Consider the following 16,805-nt stretch of genomic DNA (forward strand, 5'->3'; position numbering starts at 1 on the left):
TCGAGCGGCGATCGCAAAAGCGATTGCCGTTCGGCGCCGCATCGCCTACATAGCGGCCAACCTCCATTCAATTCGACAAATTCAGTCGGTTTTTCAGGGAAAGCGCGCGTGGCACGCCAGTTCATCTATCACATGGCCGGCCTCAACAAGGCCTATGGCACCAAGAAGGTGCTCGAGAACATTCATCTGTCCTTCTATCCGGACGCCAAGATCGGCATCCTCGGCCCCAACGGCTCGGGCAAGTCGACGATCCTCAAGATTATGGCCGGGCTCGACAAGGAGTGGAACGGCGAGGCGTGGCTGGCCGAAGGCGCCACTGTCGGCTACCTGGCGCAGGAGCCGGCGCTCGATCCGGCCAAGACCGTGTTCGAAAACATCATGGAAGGCGTCGCCGCCAAGACCGCCATCATCGAACGCTACAACGAATTGATGATGAACTATTCCGACGAGACGGCCGACGAGTCGGCCAAGCTCCAGGACGAGATGGACCGGCTGAACCTGTGGGACCTCGAACAGCAGGTCGAGATGGCGATGGAAGCGCTGGGCTGCCCGCCCAAGGATTCGGAAGTCACCAAGCTTTCGGGCGGCGAACGCCGCCGCGTCGCGCTCTGCCAGCTTCTGCTGCGCCAGCCTGATCTTTTGCTGCTCGACGAACCGACCAACCATCTCGACGCCGAAACCACGGCGTGGCTGGAAAAGCATCTGCGTGCCTATCCGGGCGCCGTGATGATCATCACCCACGATCGCTACTTCCTCGACAATGTCACCGGCTGGATCCTCGAACTCGACCGTGGCCGCGGCATTCCCTATGAGGGTAACTACACCAAGTACCTCGAAGCCAAGGCCAAGCGGCTCAAGCAGGAAGGCCGCGAGGACGATGCCCGCCAACGCGCCATCGGCCGCGAGCGCGAGTGGATCCAGTCGAGCCCGAAGGCCCGCCAGACCAAATCCAAAGCGCGTATCCAGGCGTTCCAGGACCTTTTGGATGCAGCCGATAAGCGGCGCCCGAGCGACACGCAGATCGTCATTCCGCATGGCGAGCGGCTCGGCAATGTGGTCATCGAGGCGGAAGGCCTGTCGAAGGGCTTTGGCGATACGCTTTTGATCGACGGCCTGGAATTCAAGCTGCCGCCAGGCGGCATCGTCGGCGTCATCGGCCCGAACGGCGCCGGCAAGACGACGCTGTTTCGCATGATCACCGGCCAGGAAAAGCCGGATGCGGGTTCTGTGCGCGTCGGTGAGACGGTCAAGCTCGGCTATGTCGACCAGAGCCGCGACGCGCTCGATCCCTCAAAGACGGTGTGGGAAGAGATTTCCGGCGGCGCCGAAGTGGTCAAGCTTGGCAAGTTCGAGGCCAACACGCGCGCCTATTGCGCGTCGTTCAACTTCCGTGGCGGCGACCAGCAGCAGAAGGTCGGCAACCTCTCTGGCGGTCAGCGCAACCGCGTGCATCTGGCCAAGATGCTGAAGACCGGCGGCAACGTGCTGCTGCTCGACGAACCGACCAACGATCTCGATACCGAAACGCTGGCCGCACTCGAAGACGCGCTGGAAAACTTCGGCGGCTGCGCGGTCATCATCTCGCACGATCGCATGTTCCTCGACCGCCTGGCGACGCACATCCTCGCCTTCGAGGGCGACAGCCATGTCGAATGGTTCGAGGGCAATTTCGAGGACTATGAGCAGGACAAGATCCGCCGCCTCGGCCCCGATGCCGTCAACCCGCACCGCATGACGTATAAGAGGCTGACGCGGTAAAGGGCAGGGTACGTTGCGGGGGATCGTCGTTTGACCTAAATTGGGTTGACGGAGCTTTCCATGATCACAGTCAAACTGCCGCAAAAGACCGAAAAGCTGCTGTCCGACATGGCCAAGGCCAGTGGCCGCACGGCCGATCAGGTCGCGGTCGACGCGATCCTCGAGGCCATCGAGGATTGGCAGGACGCCAGGGTTGCCGAGGATCGGGTCAAGAATGACGACGGCGCTCGTATCCCGCTGGAGGAAATGATCCGCCAGCTTGAACTTCGTGAAGGCGAGGAACGTAGCAAGAAGCCCGCCGCTGAATGAGTTGGCGTGTCGAGTTCACGCCACGCGCTAAGAAGGACATTAAGCGGCTTCGACGAAGGATCAGCGCCGTATTCTCGACTTCCTCTCCGGAAGAGTTTCAGCGCATCCCGATCCAAGAGTTCTTGCCAAACGCCTTACCGCAACCAAAGAAGACGCTTGGCGGTTTCGCGTCGGCGACTACCGGATCATCGTCCAGTTCTGGGATAGCCGCCTTGTGGTCCTGGTCGTGGAAATAGGCAACCGTCGCGAGGTGTATCGATGAACAACAGCGTCGTTTCACAAAAGCCCGATTGGTCCGCCGCCCAATATCTGAAATTCGAAGACGAGCGCACGCGACCCGCGCGCGATCTCGTAGCTCAAGTGCCGGTCGACTTCCCGCGCCGGGTCGTCGACATCGGCTGCGGACCTGGCAACTCGACCGAACTGCTTGTCGCGCGCTGGCCGGATGCGCAGGTGAGTGGCTTCGACACTTCGCCCGACATGATCGAGAAGGCGAGGGCGCGCCTGCCCGAGGTCAGCTTTGACCTGGCCGATGCTTCCCAATGGCAGCCGGCGGAGCCGGTTGACGTGATCTTCGCCAATGCGGTGTTCCAGTGGCTGCCTACCCACCCGGCGGTGTTCCAACGGTTGATGGGCTTTCTCGCGCCGGGCGGCGCGCTGGCTATCCAGATGCCCGACAATATGGAGGAAGACTCCCACCGCCTGATGCGGGAGACCGCCGCCGAGATGCCGTTTGCCGAAAAGATGAAGGGCGCGGCGCGCGGGCCGTTGCCGCCGGTTTCCTTCTACTATGACCTGCTGTCGCCGCTCAGCGATCGGCTTGATATTTGGCACACAATCTACAACCACCCGCTTGCCGACGCCGAGGCGATCGTCGAATGGGTGACATCGACCGGACTGAAACCGTTCCTCGATCCGCTGGACGCCGATGAACGGACGCTGTTCCTCGACAGCTACACGGCCAAGATCGCCAAGGCCTATCCGAAGACGGCTGATGGCAAGGTGCTTTTGCGCTTTCCGCGCATCTTTATCGTCGCCAAGCGGGCTTAATTATCCACGTTGCGCGGCGCCCGTTGCGGCCGCTTGACCGGGTTTCGCCGCCATGCGCATTTCATCGCGTTGGGGTCACGATGGCCCATGGCAGGGGGGTGGATGATGACATTGAAAAAGATGCTTTTCGGCGGCAGCGCGTGCGCGGCGGCGCTTCTGGCGTTCTCGATCGCGGCGGAAGCCAAGCGAGCGCGCTGCTTCACCAGCGACGACGGCTATTTTGCGTGCAGCTATCGCTCGATCGACGATGCGGGCAGCTTCCGCATTTCGGCGCCGGGCTATCCGACCTATGTGCTGGAGATCGACGGGCCGGGCTTTGCCTATGGCTTTGTCAATCTCGGTCGCCGCAATGTGCCGCTGCCGGGGCAGTTCGTGCGCAGCCGCGACGACGGCGCCTGCTGGAACAATCCGCAGACCAACACCAAGCTCTGCGCCTGGTGAGTTGGCCTAACCCTTGGTTTAAGCCGGCGTAAACCGCCGCGGTGAGAAAACTGTTGCGCCGGAGCGTTCCGGCGCCCACATGAAGCCCGCAACGCCTGCGGATGGGACGGACTGGATATATGCATCGCGTCATCATCAGCGGCATCGGCGTTGAAATCCCTGAAGCCACCATCACCAATGAAGAGCTGGTCGCCAGCTTCAATGCCTGGGTCGACATGGAGAATGCGCGCCGCCAGGGCACCGACGAGCCGCAACTGCCGAAATCGGACAGCGACTTCATCGTCCACGCCTCGGGCGTGCGCACCCGTCATGTCATCGAGCGGGAAGGCATTCTCGATCCAACCCGGATGTCGCCGCGCATTCCGGCACGGCCCGACGACGCGCTGTCGCTGGAGGCCGAGTTCGGCATCGCCTCGGCGAAGAAGGCTCTCGACCATGCTGGCCTAAAACCATCCGATATCGATTTGGTGATCTGCTCGGCCTCGCATCACCAGCGGCCTTACCCGGCGATCGCCATCGAGATGCAGGAGGCGCTCGGGACAAAGGGCGCCGGCTTCGACATGGGGCTTGGCTGTTCATCGGCGGCGGCCGCCTTGCACATTGCCGTCAACCTGGTGCGGTCGGGCGCGCACAAGCGCATTCTGGTGACGACGCCCGAGATCATCACCGGCCATCTCAATTTCCGCGACCGGCAGACGCATTTCATCTTCGGCGACGCTTCGGTGTCGATGGTGGTCGAAGGCCTGGCCAAGGGCGACAAGCGGCCGGGTCGCTTCGAGGTGCTCGACACGCGCGTCTGGACGCAGATGTCGAACAACATCCGCACCAATCTGGGCTATCACACCCGCACCGCCCAGGAAGATCCCTACATGATCAATCTGGAAGGCAATCTGATCAAGCAGGTCGGCAACAAGGTGTTCAAGGAAGTCACCGTCGCCGGGCAAAAATTCATCGTCGAATTCCTCGCCGAACACGGGCTGACGCCGCAGGCGATCAGGCGCTTCTGGCTGCATCAGGCCAATGCGCGCATGAACGCGATGATCCTGAAACTGTCGTTCGGCCACGAGGTCGACCACGACCGCGCGCCGATGGTGCTGGAGCGGCTGGGCAACACAGCGGGCGCCGGCGCTATTGTCGCGCTATCGGAAAACCATGCCGACATGAAACCGGCCGATTTCGGCCTGATCTGCGCCTTTGGCGCGGGGTATTCGATAGGCGGTGCGCTGCTGAGGATGCTTTGAGCTTGTCGCGTCAGGCTGGTGCGAACGGCACCAGCATCGGCACGCGCCTGGCGTAGTCGTCATAGGCACTGCCCAATTCGGCGCGCAGGAAGCGCTCCTCGAGCCTTGCCTTGATGACGGTGCCGATAATCACCAGCGCGGCGCCGGCGATGCCCCAGACAGTGCCTTTGGCCGCCATGGTGGCCAGGATTGCCAAAAGCAGTCCGGTGTAGATCGGGTGGCGGACCAGCCTGTAGGGGCCGGTGTCGACGACATGGTGCTCGGCCTTGGCGGTGACCGTGCCTGACCAGAGGCGGCCGAGATGCAGTCGAGCCCACCAGGCGAATGCCAGACCGACCGCGATTAGCGCAACGCAGATCCACGCCTCAATGCGGTTCGGAATCCAAAGCCGAAGCCTGCCAGCATAGCCGTGTGCAGGGATGAACAACAGCATCGCCCCGAGCACTGTCACGACCCGGTAGCGCAACTCTGCCTGCAAGCCGGCGCGCTTTTGCGCCGGATCGGCCCAGAAGGCAGCCGCGAGCCAGGACGCAAGCCAGACCAGCCAAAGCGCCGCGATTGCAGGAGCGGGATGCACGATGAAACCTCCGCAGACTTGTCCGCGTCACCATGTAGCCGGGACAGCGCGGCAGCAATGCGGCCCCAATACGGGACTGGTTCCCATTTCAGGTAAGAAGATCGTGATCCGCGCCGCAATCTCATTTGCTGGCGAACATCCATTGCACGCCGAAGGCGTCGACCAGCATGCCGAAACTGGCCCCCCAAACTTGCCGCGCCAAGGGCACGGTGATGCGGCCGCCTGCGCTCATTCGGTCGAAAAGCTCCTGCATGGCGGCTAGGTCGTCGAACTCCAGCATCAAGGCGGAGCCTTTCATCGGCTCCGCATCGTCATTATCGGAAGCGTGAAACAGCACGCCCGGACCTTCGAAGCGCGCGTGCATTACCTTTCCCCGCATGGCTGCAGTCCGCACCGGCATGCCGTTGTCGCCCCAGCGCAGCAGGATCGTTCCCCGGCCAAGGCCGCACTGTTCGTAGAAGGCCAGTGCGGGCTCGCAATTGGTGGTGAAGAACAGCGAAGGGGAGAGCCGCATCGGTTTGCTCCTTGCCGGATCAGTGCGCTGCGGCGGTGGCGGCAGCGATGAGTGCGTCGCCCGTATATTGCCTGTCACCGATGCCCCAGCCGCCATCGGGCGCATTGACGATGTTGATCCAGGTGTTTTCGGGCTGGTGGCCGGGCACGCAGAGTTCGGCGACGATCCCGGCGGCCGCGCTGATGAAGGCATTTCTGGCTTCGATCGAACCGAGGCCGATGTTGGGCAATTTCAACTCGACCATGACGACAGGCCGATTGGCGCCGCCCGCGTAGATGTGATGAGGCGGCAAGATGTGGACGGTGCCGCCGACGATGGCGGTGAAGAACGAATTGCCGGTGGCGCCGGAGGCTTCGATGAGGGCGGCGCTGAGACGCGGCAGGATCTTGCGCTCTCCCGCCGGGGTCAGTATGCCTTCCGGCGCGGTCACGGTGATTGGCATTTGGCTCTCCATTTTGCTTGGTTTCCATGGGCTTTCCGACTGACATGTCTTCCGGCTTGCCATGTTTCGTATCGATTGGTACGTTATACAGAGAAGGTGAGTCAATAGGTTTCGTATCGATCGCTATGGATAATTTGGAAAAGCCCCGCGGCGGCCGGCCGCGCGCCTTCGACCTCGACCGGGCGCTGGATGCGGCGATGCATCTGTTCTGGGAGCATGGTTATGAGGCGACGTCGCTGGCCATGCTGCGCGAGGCGATGGGGCTGACACCGCCGCAGATCTACAATGCCTTCACCGACAAGGAGACTTTGTTCCGCAAGGCGCTGACGCGCTACCACGAAACCGAGATCGGCTTTGCGCTGGAAGCGCTGAGCGCGCCGGTATCGACGCGGGAGGCGATCCGTCGGTTGCTGCTCGGCGCGGCGGAAGCATATTCGAGGCCCGGCAAGCCTGGTGGCTGCCTGTTCGTCAGCGGCGCGCTGGCAGCCTCGCCGCAGGCACAAGCCATTGCCGATGAGCTCAAGACCTATCGCAAGGCGAGTGAGGCGGCGATCGCAGAGCGGCTGGCCAGGGGCAGGGTGGCGGGCGACTTGCCGGAAGGTCTCTCCGTCAAGGGCTTCGCCAAATACCTGGCCGGCGTCATGAACGGCATGTCGATCCAGGCGCGGGACGGTGCTTCGGTCGAAGAGTTGCGCACTTTGGCCCAAACCGCTCTTGCGGCCTTGCCGGCCGAAGGGCAAAACCAAACGGCGTCATCAAAAGAATGAAGCCCATGCTGGATCTCTTCCCCGAGGCTGATAAGCCGCTCGAAATCATCCCCGCGCGAAAGCTGGCCGCCAAGGCGGCTGCGCTCTACGTCGCGCCGGAGGATCATTTTCAGACGCGCCCGGTGGACGAATTGCGGCTGGGTTTCGACGGCATATCAGGCGATTTCCATGCCGGACCGACACGGCGCTCGGGTGGGCGCGAGCCCTGGTATCCGCGCGGCACAGAAATGCGCAACGAACGGCAGCTGTCGATCGTGGCAATGGATGAGCTGGCCATAGTCGCCGAACGCATGGGTCTCACCGAGATCAAGCCGGAATGGATCGGCGCCAATCTCGTGATCGAAGGGGTGCCGAACCTCTCCATGCTGCCGGCCGGCACGCTGCTGTTCTTCAAGGGTGGCGTCACCGTCAAGGTCGACGCGCAGAACGGCCCGTGCCGCATCGCCGGTCGGTCGATCGCCGAAAATGCCGGAATGGCTGATATCGAAGCCGGCGCGCTGTTGTTCCCGAAGGTCGCGAAGCGGCTGCGTGGCGTTGTCGCCTGGGTCGAAAAACCGGGAACGGTCAAGGCCGGTGAGGAGATTTCGGTGCGCGTGCCAGAACAGTGGATCTATCAAGCCTGAGGGCAGGCTACGCCGCCCATCGAGCAGCGTAGCAAAAGCGCTGGACTTCAGCCCTTGCGGTTCTTCCTGGCGCCTTGCGCCATGATGGAGACGTCGTCCCACTTCTCCCAGGTGGCGATGCGGTTGGCGTATTCCTGCTTGATCATCGGCAGGCCGCCATCGCCGAAGAATACGCGCAGCGGTGGCTCGGCCGCATCGACAATGGCCAGCATCGCCGGACCGGTGGCTTCGGGATCGCCGGCGACCGAATTGGCGCGGCGCTCGGCCATTTTGGCGCGGGCGGGCGCATAGGCCGCGATCGGCTGGGAGACTTTGGCCGACGGACCGGCCCAGTCGGTGGAGAAGCCGCCCGGTTCGACCAGCGTCACGTGGATGCCGAATTCCGCGACTTCGATGCTCAGCGACTGGCTGAAAGCTTCCAGCGCCCATTTCGAGGCGTGGTAGAGGCCGAGCGAGGCAAAGGCGTTGACGCCGCCGATCGACGAGATCTGGATGATGTGGCCGGACCGTTGCGCCCGCATGATCGGCAGCGCGGCCTGGGTGACCCAGAGCGCGCCGAAGACGTTGGTTTCGATCTGGTCTCGGGCTTCCTGCTCGCTGACCTCCTCGATGGCGCCGAAATGGCCGTAGCCGGCATTGTTGATGACGACGTCGAGCCGGCCAAAGCGCTTGTGCGCCTCGGCGATTGCGGCCTCGACGGCTTTCTTGTCGGTGACGTCTAGCTTTATCGCGGCAATCTTGTCGCCGTATTTCTCGACGAGATCGGCGAGCGTGCCGGCATCGCGAGCGGTCGCTGCAACGCGGTCGCCACGGGCGAGTGCGGCCTCGGCCCAGACGCGGCCAAAGCCCTTCGACGATCCGGTGATGAACCAAACCTTGTTTGTCATGATGTGGAGTCCTTGCCCCTGCGGGCGTGATTTCGGATGAAAGCGGAGGCTTCTCCGCTTTCGGGCATATACGGTCTATCCCCCGATTTTCCAGAGGCGAGGGGAATCTTTTGAAAAAGACGCCTGAATTATCAGGGATAATTCACTGGGTTCGACCAAGCCGGGTCCTCGTGCTTCTCCCAATAGAGCGCCATCAGCCGGCTGGTGATCGGCCCGACCTTGCCGTCGGCGACCCGGACACCGTCGATCTCCGTCACCGGCATGATGCCGCCTGCGGTCGAGGTGATGAAGACCTCGTCTGCCTCGCGCAACGCGGCGACGCTGACATCGGTGGCGATGGCGGCAAGACCTTCCTGGGCGCACAGGTCAAAGACAGTGCGGCGGGTGATGCCGGGCAGCACGCCAATGGAAGGCGTCGACAGTTTGTCGTCCTTGACGCAGAAGACGTTGAAGCCCGGGCCTTCGGCGACATTGCCATTGAAGTCGAGAATGAGCGCGGTCTCGGCGCCGCGGTCATAGGCGTCGTAGAGGCCGCGCACCAGATCGAGCCAGTGATAGTTCTTGATCGCTGGGTCGATCGAAGCTGGCGGAATGCGCACCTTGTCGCTGATGGCGACACGCAGGCCGCGCTGCAACTGCTCGGCATTGGCGACCGAGCCGAACGGCACGGCGAACGCCATGAAGCGGTTGACCGCCTGGCGCGGGTCACGGCTGAAGGTCGGCGAGGCGCCGCGCGTGCACAGCATTTCGACATAGGCGCCGCGATGGCCCGACAACGCCACGCAATTGTGCAGGATTTCGCTCACGCCCTCGCGGTCGAAGGGAATGGTCATGCGCAGCTTTTCCAGCCCGCCGAAGAAGCGGTCGAGATGCAAATCGAGGCGGAAGAAGCTCCCATTCCAGACATGCACGGTGTCGTAAGTGGCGTCGGAATGCAGAAATCCCCAGTCCAGCACCGAAATCTTGGCCTGCGACATCGGCAGGTACTGGCCATCGAGGAAAGCGACGCCCTCGGGATAGCTGTGCGGATCGACGTGGCGGTCGCCGACCAAGGGCAGTGGCTTCTCGTCCTGTGTTGTCATCGTCCGGCTCATCGGGGCCTCCTGTCGCGCAAGGCGAGAGGCTAGCGGCGTGAGACAGAAGGCATAGAGCCACCCGCCCGGCGCTGTTCGTCCTCCATGACGTTCTGACGGATACATCGGATTGGAATTGCCTTATCATTCCGGGTTTGAACGGGAGGGGAAGATGGGCAGGCTCGGGGCCGTCACAGCAGCCATGATGATGTTTGCCGCCTCGGGCGAAGCCAGCGCCCAGTGCGCGCGCGAAGGCGAGGAATTGTGCCAGGGCGGCCAGACCTATCGGTGCGAGAAAACCGGCAGCGAATTGACGCCGATCTTCCAGAACGTGCCTTGCGCGGTGCCGTCGCTGAGCGGCAGCTGGGTCGGCAGCGGCCACCAGAGCCCGGCAGGCGACGCCGGCGCCGACTGGGCGATCGCCATGACGATCAACGATAGCAGCGCCTCGATCGACTATCCGTCGCTCGGCTGCGGCGGCTCCCTATCGCAGACATCAAGGGACGACACATCGGCGGAATACCACGAGAACATCACCTACGGGCAGGACAAGTGCATCGACGGCGGCAATATCACCGTCAGGTTTTTCAAGGGCAATCTGTCCTGGACGTGGGTCGGCCAGGCCGACGGCCAGCCCTACAATGCCGTCGCCGTGTTAAAGCGGAAGTAGCCGTTGGTCATTCCTCCTCGTCGTCGGCGTCGAGCAGGCGGGTTGCGCGCCAGCGGGTGAGCACGATGTTGGTCTGCTCGATGACGAAGAAACGCGCCGAGTCGCGGTCGTAGCCTTCGGCCAGCAGTTTTTCGTAATCGGTGTGCATGTGGCGGATATGGGCGATGGCCGCCAGCCATACGGCGATGCCCGGCGGCAAGGTCTTCATGTGGACCGCGCCGGCGTCGCTGCGGATCTTCTCCATGTCGGCATAAGGCGCCAACGGCAGCAGTGCGGTCAGCGCCTTGGCGATGGCGCGGCGGCGACCGGTCGGCGCTGTCATCGCCGGATCCGATCGGACTCGTCGCGCCCTTCGATGGTCGCCTCCGGTATGGCGTCGGTCGAGGCGAAATAGGGTTTTATGTCGATGATTGGCGTGCCGTCGAGCACGTCGATGGCGTCGAGGTCGATGCGGCCGGCGTTTTGGTCGAGCCCGACGAGCCTGGCCACATGCAGCCCGATAGGGTTGGGGCGGGCAGGGGAGCGCAGCGAAAATACGCCTTTCGCTTCAGCCGCATGGCGTGGTTTCTGCACAATCAGGTCCCGCGGCGCGTGATGCAGCCAGGACAGGATGATGACGTGGCTGGCCCGCTCAAGTCCCCTCAGGCCTTCACGATAAGGCGCGTCGATGGTCAGCACCGCCTTCTGTCCGGTCTCACGCGCCGCGCGCATGTTCTTCGGGCAGGTTTCGCGCTTCGTCCATGGCGAGGCGATGCGGCCGATGAAGACGATCCCGCCGTCAGGCGGCATCAGTGCGGGATCGTTCTCCAGCCTCCGCTCGCCTTCACGCTCCTCGAATATCTCTCGCAGTCCGGTCATTGGCCCATCTCTCTGCGAACGCCACACAAGCGGCATTTTCTTGTCCGGTAGCGACATAGCGCTTGCAAGCTTCTGAAAATCGACATAAACATATGTTTATATCTTTTCAAAGAGAATACGCTGATGCATGTCTCGCTCGACACCATGGTTGATACATTGAAGGCGGCGGCCGAATCCAGCCGCTTGCGCATACTGGCACTGTTATCGCGCGGCGACCTCACGGTTTCCGATCTCACCGAAATTCTCAGCCAATCGCAGCCGCGCGTTTCGCGGCACCTGAAGCTGCTTCTGGAAGCCGGGCTGATCGGCCGCTACCAGGAAGGGTCGTGGGCCTTCTTCCGCTTGTCGGATGCGGATTCCGCGCGTGACTTCGTCATGGGGCTGGTTTCCGGCATTCGCGGTGCCGATCCGCAGGTAGAGCGCGATCTTGAGCGCCTGGCTTCCGTCAAGCGCAAGCGGCAGGACCGGGCGGTCGAGTATTTTTCCGTGAATGCGGCGAGCTGGGATCATATCCGCTCCCTGCATGTGCCGGACCGCGCCGTCGAAGCCGCGATGCTGAAGCTGGTCGGCAAGCGGCCGTTCCAGTCTATGCTCGATCTCGGCACCGGCACCGGGCGGCTGCTCGAAATCTTCTCGCCGCTCTACCGGCGCGGTGTCGGCATCGATATGTCGCGTGAGATGCTGACCGTGGCGCGTGCCAATCTCGATAAGGCCGGCGTTTCGAACGCGCAGGTGCGGCAGGGCGACATCTTTGCGCCGCCGGTCGAGCGCGACGCCTTCGATCTCGTCACCATCCATCAGGTGCTGCACTATCTCGACGATCCCGCCCGCGCCATTCGCGAGGCGGCGCGGCTTTTGCGTCCGGCCGGGCGGCTGGTCATCGTCGACTTCGCGCCGCATGCGCTGGAATTCCTGCGCGACGATCACGCGCATATGCGGCTCGGCTTTTCCGACCGGCAGATCGCCGACTGGTTTGCGGAAGCCGGCCTCGATCTTGAAGACAGTCAGGAATTCGAGCCACGCGGCGGCAGCGAGGCCAGGCTCACCGTGAAACTCTGGCTTGGCCGCGACCGGCGCCTGCTGATCGCCGATCCTTCCAACGACACAAGGCAGATAAGGGAAACCGCCTGATGAACCAGTTCCGCTTTTCCCGCCGCCCCGACATTGGCGACAAGGTCAGGGTTTCCTTCGAATTCTTCCCGCCGAAGACGGACGAGATGGAGGCCAGGCTGTGGGAGACGGTCACAAAGCTGCAGCCGCTGAAGCCGAAATTCGTCTCGGTGACCTACGGCGCCGGCGGCTCGACGCGCGAGCGCACCGCGCGCACCGTAAAGCGCATATTGACGGAAACCGCGATTCCTGCCGCGGCGCATCTGACCTGCGTCGGTGCAACGCGCGACGAGGTCGACGCGGTCATCCATGATTACAAGTCGATCGGCATCAACCGGTTCGTGGCGCTGCGCGGCGACCCGGCCTCCGGCGTCGGCGAACCCTATCGCCCGCATCCGGGTGGCTACGAGAATGGCGCGGAGCTGGTCGCCGGGCTCAAGACGATCGCGGATTTCGACATCTCCGTCGCGGCCTATCCGGAAAAACATCCGCAAAGCCCCGATTTCGCCACCGACATCGAGATGCTGAAGCGCAAGGTCGACAATGGCGCGACGCGCGCCATCACCCAGTTCTTCTTCGACAATGATCTCTACGAGCGCTATGTCGAGCGCGTCCGCCGCGCCGGCATCTACATCCCCATCGTGCCGGGTATCCAGCCGGTTCATAGTTTCAAGCAGGTCGCGAACTTTTCCGCGAGGGCGGGCGCGCATGTGCCCGGCTGGCTGGCGGAACGGTTCGAGGGCCTTGACCGTGACCCGCAGACGCATGCGTTGGTGGCGTCGGCGGTGGCGGCCGAACAGGTCATGGACCTGGTCGAGCGCGGGGTCGGCGATTTCCACTTCTACACCATGAACCGCGCCGATCTGGTCTTCGCCATCTGCCATATGATCGGCATCCGCTCGCACGAGGCGGAGGCCGCCGGATCAGCCGCGGCATGAGGGTGGGCTCAACAACAAAAGGCCGGGAAAAACCCGGCCTTTTGAATTGGTTGGACTATTTGGGTGCTGGTCTTCCCCGCTTTGGCGGTCAGGGAAGGAAGCCCATAATGAGGGCTCCTATGAAGGCGAACGCAGCACAGATCATCAATGCGTTGATAGGCCTCGTAAGTCCCATGACATAGCCTCCTCTTAAAGAGCTATGTCGTAGAGTCTAGGTTCATTTGTGCCACAGGCAAGCGGAAAATGTGCTGCATTGCGACGTGATTGTGAGATTTGCGACCCCGCTTTTGCCGTTAGGCGTTGAAACTCCTAGGCAAAACCCGGCTTCAGCCCTGTGAATAAATTATGGCGGCGGTGTGTCGTTACCATGTCATGACAGCGCTACCCCGCGAAAGTCGACTTCGACTTTCGCGGTGCGGGGGTCAAGGACGCGCTACCATCTTCCAAGGACGCGCCCGTCGATGGTGATGAGACCAAGGGCGATCAGCACCACGCCGCCGATTTCGAACAGTTCGAGCCGTTCGCCGAGAAACAGGAAGCCGAGCAGCATGGCGCTGGCCGGGACTATGAGCGTGACCAGCGAGGCGTTGGTAGCGCCGGCCGAGGCGACGAGGTTGAAATAGAGGATGTAGGCGAAGGCGGTGGATAGAAGCGCCAGCGCCAGCACGGCCGCCCAGACCGGCGGCGAGGCCGAGAACAGACCGGCCGGCCCATAGGTGAAGAGCACGATCGGGATCATGATGATGGTCGAAGCCGTCAACTGTCCGGTGGCGATGACCGGCGAGGGCACGCCCTTGAAGCGGCGGGCGACCATCAGGGCAATGCCATAAGACAGCGAAGCGCCGATCAGCGCGAATTTGGCCCAGACCGGGCCGCCGAGCCCGGCAAGCAGGCCCGGGCCGATCATGACAGCCGTACCGGCGATGCCGAGCGCAATGCCGGCGAGCTTGTTCCAGGAGAGCTTTTCATCCGGCGTCAGCCCATTGGCGAGGATCAGCGTCCAGAACGGCGTCGTCGCGTTGAGCACCGAGGCGACGCCGGCGCCAAGCTCTGTCTGGCCGGCGAAGATCAGGGAGAAGGGCACAACGTTGTTGGTGAGCGCCAGCAGGAAGAACAGGCCGGCATGCGGAAGCGTGAGGCGGAAAGAAGGTCCACGCAAGCCAAGATAGATCTGCAGCGCGATCGCCGCAATGGCAACGCGAAACAGCACCAGCACCAGCGGATGAAGTTCCGCCACCGCGATGCGGGCAAAGAAGAACGAGCCGCCCCAGATCGCACCGAGCAGCAGGAGCTGTCCCCAGTCCCTGAGCACCATCGGCCCGCGTGGTGCTGATGTCGCGGCTATTGCCATGTGAGTCGCCCTCCCGGACGGCCTGAATGCCGGTCAGTCAGGCAGAAGCCATATCGGGTCCACAGACAAGGGCCACCCGAAACCTGATTGCTGGCAATGGTCCGCCAAAGACCTAGCGCCGCAGCGTCAGCCGCACGAGACATAGAATTGTTTTCATTAGCCGCTAGCTTGGATTAATTGTGCGCAGGCTAGGTCAAGGATTCGTCGATGCAGCGATTCGAGAATGCCCGCGAGGCGGCACTGGCGCTTCGCCCCGACGATCCGGTCTATTGCTTCCGCCCGCAAGTGCTGATGGCCGATGCCACGCAGTTCATGGGCATGTTCCCCGGCAAGACCGCCTACGCGGTCAAGACCAATGGCGAGCAGATCGTGCTGAGGACCCTGGTCGAAGCCGGCGTCAAGGCTTTCGACGTCGCTTCGCCGGGCGAGTTCGCCGCCGTGCGTGCGGTCTCTCCCGATGCCGAGATGCTCTACATGCACCCGGTCAAGGCGCAGTCGGATATCAAGCTGGCGCTGGAGAAATACGGCATCCGCGTCATTTCGCTCGACCATGAGGACGAGATCACCAAGCTGACGCGGGTGGTGCGGGCGCTCGATGTCGATCCGGGCTCAATCAGCGTGTTCGTGCGCATCCAGACGAAAGGATCGGCCGCCTACGAACTGTCGAAGAAGTTCGGCGCCGGGCCGGCCTATGCCGTCGAACTGGCGGAAAGGCTGAACCGCACCGGCTACAAGGTTGGGCTGTGTTTCCATGTCGGCAGCCAGATCGAGGATCCAGACACCTATGAGCGGGCGCTGGCCTCCGCCGACTGGGTGCGCAACCGGCTGACCTTCGACATAGCAGGCCTCGATGTCGGCGGTGGCTTTCCGGCCGAATACGGCCATGATCCCAACCGCAAGCAGATCGAGATGCCGTCGCTCGGCCAGATCATGTCGCGGCTGTCGGGCGATCTGAAGGAGTATCAGTTCGACGAGATGCCGCTGGTGGCGGAACCAGGCCGAGTGATCGTGGCGCGCTGCCTGTCGCTGATCGTCCGGGTGCTGCTGCGCAAGGGCAAGCGGCTCTACATCAATGACGGCATCTGGGCATCGCTGTCGGATTCATGGACCGGCAAGATCACGCTGCCGGCGCGCTTTATTCCCGATCCGGCAATCCGCTCGCGCAATGGCGAGGAAAAGAACATCGTGCCGTTCAAGGTCTGCGGCGCGACCTGCGATTCCGTCGACATCCTGTCGCGGCCATTCTGGCTGCCGGAGACGGTCGACACCGGCGACTGGATCGAGATCGGTCACATCGGCGCCTATTCGCTGTCGCTCAGGACCCGCTTCAACGGGTTTTATCCCGACACCTTCGTCGAAGTGACGACGCCATTCGATGAAGGCGACGTGCCTCAAGGGTTTGCCAGCCTGGAGACAATGGCGGATTAGGCGACCCCGCCACCGGCTTGGATGTTCTCGCCGGTCAGCCAGCGGGCCTCGTCGCTGGCCAGGAAGACCGCGACATCGGCAACGTCACGCGGTGCGCCGATCCTGCCGAACGGTGACATGTCGGCCGCCACAGCGCGATCGCGCTCGGGAAGCAGGTCCGTGTCGGTGAAACCTGGCGACAGCGCATTCACGGTGATGCCGCGCGGTCCAAGCTCGCGCGAGAGCACACGGACGAATTGTTCGACGGCGCCCTTGCTGCCGAGATAGAGCGCCGTCTGGGTGAAGAACATCTTGGTGCCGCCAGTGGACACGGCGATGATGCGGCCACCGTCGCGAACGCGACGTGCTGCTTCCTGAAGCGTGAAGAAGGTGCCCCTGGCATTGGTGCCGAAGACAAGGTCGAAATCAGCTTCGCTGGCTTCGATCAGCGGCTTGATGACCGCGACTCCGACATTGGCGACGACGACATCGATCGCTCCCAACTCACTCTCGGCCTCGTCAAACAGACGGCGGATATCCGTGACGCTGGATATGTCGGCCTGGATTGCAACCGCCTTTCCGCCTTTGCTGGTGATGGCGGCCACGACGTCATCAGCGGCTTTCTGGTTGCCGACATAGTTGACCGCGACCGCAGCACCATTGGTCGCAAGCCCCTCGGCGATGGCGCGGCCGATGCCGCGCGAACTGCCGGTGACGAGTGCGTTTTTGCCTTGCAAGGACTGGGACATGATCAATTTCCTCCTGCGCCTTTTCATCCGGCGGGGCCGA

Annotated in this window: 21 protein-coding genes; 12 read left to right on the forward strand and 9 right to left on the reverse strand. The window is 62.8% G+C overall.

Features of this window, described 5'->3' with window-relative positions:
- Positions 1 to 108: 108 nt before the first annotated feature.
- The 6 genes from ettA (at position 109) to ACSQ3L_RS15740 (ending at position 4,799) form a co-directional block, all read left to right on the forward strand.
- Positions 109 to 1,758, forward strand: a complete 1,650-nt coding sequence (gene ettA / locus ACSQ3L_RS15715) for an energy-dependent translational throttle protein EttA (protein WP_436160784.1) — start codon at positions 109 to 111, stop codon at positions 1,756 to 1,758.
- 60 nt (positions 1,759 to 1,818) lie between these two features.
- Positions 1,819 to 2,067 (forward strand): DUF6290 family protein, encoded by a 249-nt coding sequence (locus ACSQ3L_RS15720; protein ID WP_436160785.1) that lies wholly within the window; start codon positions 1,819 to 1,821, stop codon positions 2,065 to 2,067.
- Positions 2,068 to 2,137: 70 nt separating this feature from the next.
- A complete protein-coding gene (locus ACSQ3L_RS15725; protein ID WP_436163456.1) occupies positions 2,138 to 2,329 on the forward strand; it encodes a type II toxin-antitoxin system RelE family toxin in 192 nt (63 codons plus the stop codon).
- Complete coding sequence (tam, locus tag ACSQ3L_RS15730; RefSeq protein WP_436160786.1) at positions 2,326 to 3,117, forward strand: trans-aconitate 2-methyltransferase; 792 nt, start codon at positions 2,326 to 2,328, stop codon at positions 3,115 to 3,117. The genes ACSQ3L_RS15725 and tam overlap by 4 nt, the downstream gene beginning before the upstream one ends.
- 102 nt (positions 3,118 to 3,219) lie before the next feature.
- Entirely contained in the window at positions 3,220 to 3,558 is a 339-nt protein-coding gene (locus tag ACSQ3L_RS15735) for a hypothetical protein (protein WP_436160787.1), read from the forward strand.
- A gap of 119 nt (positions 3,559 to 3,677) precedes the next feature.
- A complete protein-coding gene (locus tag ACSQ3L_RS15740; protein ID WP_436160788.1) occupies positions 3,678 to 4,799 on the forward strand; it encodes a beta-ketoacyl-ACP synthase III in 1,122 nt (373 codons plus the stop codon).
- 10 nt (positions 4,800 to 4,809) lie between these two features.
- On the opposite strand, the gene ACSQ3L_RS15745 is transcribed toward ACSQ3L_RS15740, so the two are convergent.
- The 3 genes from ACSQ3L_RS15745 to ACSQ3L_RS15755 form a co-directional block, all read right to left on the reverse strand.
- Complete coding sequence (locus tag ACSQ3L_RS15745) at positions 4,810 to 5,376, reverse strand: methyltransferase family protein (RefSeq protein ID WP_436160789.1); 567 nt, start codon at positions 5,374 to 5,376, stop codon at positions 4,810 to 4,812.
- 121 nt (positions 5,377 to 5,497) lie between these two features.
- Positions 5,498 to 5,890, reverse strand: a complete 393-nt coding sequence (locus tag ACSQ3L_RS15750; RefSeq protein WP_436160790.1) for a VOC family protein — start codon at positions 5,888 to 5,890, stop codon at positions 5,498 to 5,500.
- 19 nt (positions 5,891 to 5,909) lie between these two features.
- The gene (locus tag ACSQ3L_RS15755) at positions 5,910 to 6,332 is read right to left on the reverse strand and encodes a hypothetical protein (protein WP_436160791.1); all 423 of its coding nucleotides are present in this window, start codon (positions 6,330 to 6,332) and stop codon (positions 5,910 to 5,912) included.
- Positions 6,333 to 6,457: 125 nt separating this feature from the next.
- On the opposite strand from ACSQ3L_RS15755, the gene ACSQ3L_RS15760 reads away from it, so the two are divergent.
- Both ACSQ3L_RS15760 and ACSQ3L_RS15765 read left to right on the forward strand, forming a co-directional pair.
- Positions 6,458 to 7,099 carry a TetR/AcrR family transcriptional regulator gene (locus ACSQ3L_RS15760; protein WP_436160792.1) on the forward strand — a complete coding sequence of 214 codons (642 nt, stop codon included), beginning with the start codon at positions 6,458 to 6,460 and terminating at the stop codon, positions 7,097 to 7,099.
- 5 nt (positions 7,100 to 7,104) lie between these two features.
- Positions 7,105 to 7,722 carry an MOSC domain-containing protein gene (locus ACSQ3L_RS15765; RefSeq protein ID WP_436160793.1) on the forward strand — a complete coding sequence of 206 codons (618 nt, stop codon included), beginning with the start codon at positions 7,105 to 7,107 and terminating at the stop codon, positions 7,720 to 7,722.
- Positions 7,723 to 7,769: 47 nt separating this feature from the next.
- Here ACSQ3L_RS15765 and ACSQ3L_RS15770 read toward each other — a convergent pair whose 3' ends face one another.
- A complete protein-coding gene (locus tag ACSQ3L_RS15770; RefSeq protein WP_436160794.1) occupies positions 7,770 to 8,609 on the reverse strand; it encodes an SDR family oxidoreductase in 840 nt (279 codons plus the stop codon).
- Between the two features lie 131 nt (positions 8,610 to 8,740).
- Complete coding sequence (locus ACSQ3L_RS15775; RefSeq protein ID WP_436160795.1) at positions 8,741 to 9,703, reverse strand: D-amino acid aminotransferase; 963 nt, start codon at positions 9,701 to 9,703, stop codon at positions 8,741 to 8,743.
- Positions 9,704 to 9,854: 151 nt separating this feature from the next.
- On the opposite strand from ACSQ3L_RS15775, the gene ACSQ3L_RS15780 reads away from it, so the two are divergent.
- Entirely contained in the window at positions 9,855 to 10,352 is a 498-nt protein-coding gene (locus ACSQ3L_RS15780; protein ID WP_436160796.1) for a hypothetical protein, read from the forward strand.
- A gap of 7 nt (positions 10,353 to 10,359) precedes the next feature.
- On the opposite strand, the gene ACSQ3L_RS15785 is transcribed toward ACSQ3L_RS15780, so the two are convergent.
- Positions 10,360 to 10,674, reverse strand: coding sequence for a DUF2293 domain-containing protein (locus tag ACSQ3L_RS15785; protein ID WP_436160797.1), 315 nt, complete (start codon positions 10,672 to 10,674; stop codon positions 10,360 to 10,362).
- Positions 10,671 to 11,210: a tRNA (N6-threonylcarbamoyladenosine(37)-N6)-methyltransferase TrmO gene (tsaA, locus tag ACSQ3L_RS15790; RefSeq protein ID WP_436160798.1), complete on the reverse strand. Its 540-nt coding sequence runs from the start codon at positions 11,208 to 11,210 to the stop codon at positions 10,671 to 10,673. Before tsaA ends, ACSQ3L_RS15785 begins: the two co-directional genes overlap by 4 nt.
- 123 nt (positions 11,211 to 11,333) lie before the next feature.
- Here tsaA and ACSQ3L_RS15795 point away from each other — a divergent pair, with 123 nt between their 5' ends.
- Together ACSQ3L_RS15795 and metF are read left to right on the forward strand one after the other, a co-directional pair.
- Positions 11,334 to 12,341: an ArsR/SmtB family transcription factor gene (locus ACSQ3L_RS15795; RefSeq protein WP_436160799.1), complete on the forward strand. Its 1,008-nt coding sequence runs from the start codon at positions 11,334 to 11,336 to the stop codon at positions 12,339 to 12,341.
- Complete coding sequence (gene metF, locus ACSQ3L_RS15800) at positions 12,341 to 13,258, forward strand: methylenetetrahydrofolate reductase [NAD(P)H] (RefSeq protein WP_436160800.1); 918 nt, start codon at positions 12,341 to 12,343, stop codon at positions 13,256 to 13,258. Before ACSQ3L_RS15795 ends, metF begins: the two co-directional genes overlap by 1 nt.
- Positions 13,259 to 13,691: 433 nt before the next feature.
- Here the strand turns inward: metF and ACSQ3L_RS15805 are convergent, their stop codons facing one another.
- Positions 13,692 to 14,609: a DMT family transporter gene (locus ACSQ3L_RS15805; RefSeq protein ID WP_436160801.1), complete on the reverse strand. Its 918-nt coding sequence runs from the start codon at positions 14,607 to 14,609 to the stop codon at positions 13,692 to 13,694.
- Between the two features lie 207 nt (positions 14,610 to 14,816).
- On the opposite strand from ACSQ3L_RS15805, the gene ACSQ3L_RS15810 reads away from it, so the two are divergent.
- Positions 14,817 to 16,037 carry an alanine racemase gene (locus ACSQ3L_RS15810; RefSeq protein ID WP_436160802.1) on the forward strand — a complete coding sequence of 407 codons (1,221 nt, stop codon included), beginning with the start codon at positions 14,817 to 14,819 and terminating at the stop codon, positions 16,035 to 16,037.
- Here ACSQ3L_RS15810 and ACSQ3L_RS15815 read toward each other — a convergent pair.
- Positions 16,034 to 16,765 carry an SDR family oxidoreductase gene (locus tag ACSQ3L_RS15815; RefSeq protein WP_436160803.1) on the reverse strand — a complete coding sequence of 244 codons (732 nt, stop codon included), beginning with the start codon at positions 16,763 to 16,765 and terminating at the stop codon, positions 16,034 to 16,036. The genes ACSQ3L_RS15810 and ACSQ3L_RS15815 overlap by 4 nt on opposite strands.
- Between the last annotated feature and the right edge of the window lie 40 nt (positions 16,766 to 16,805).

Source organism: Mesorhizobium sp. LjRoot246 (genome assembly GCF_964254115.1).
Lineage (GTDB): Bacteria > Pseudomonadota > Alphaproteobacteria > Rhizobiales > Rhizobiaceae > Mesorhizobium.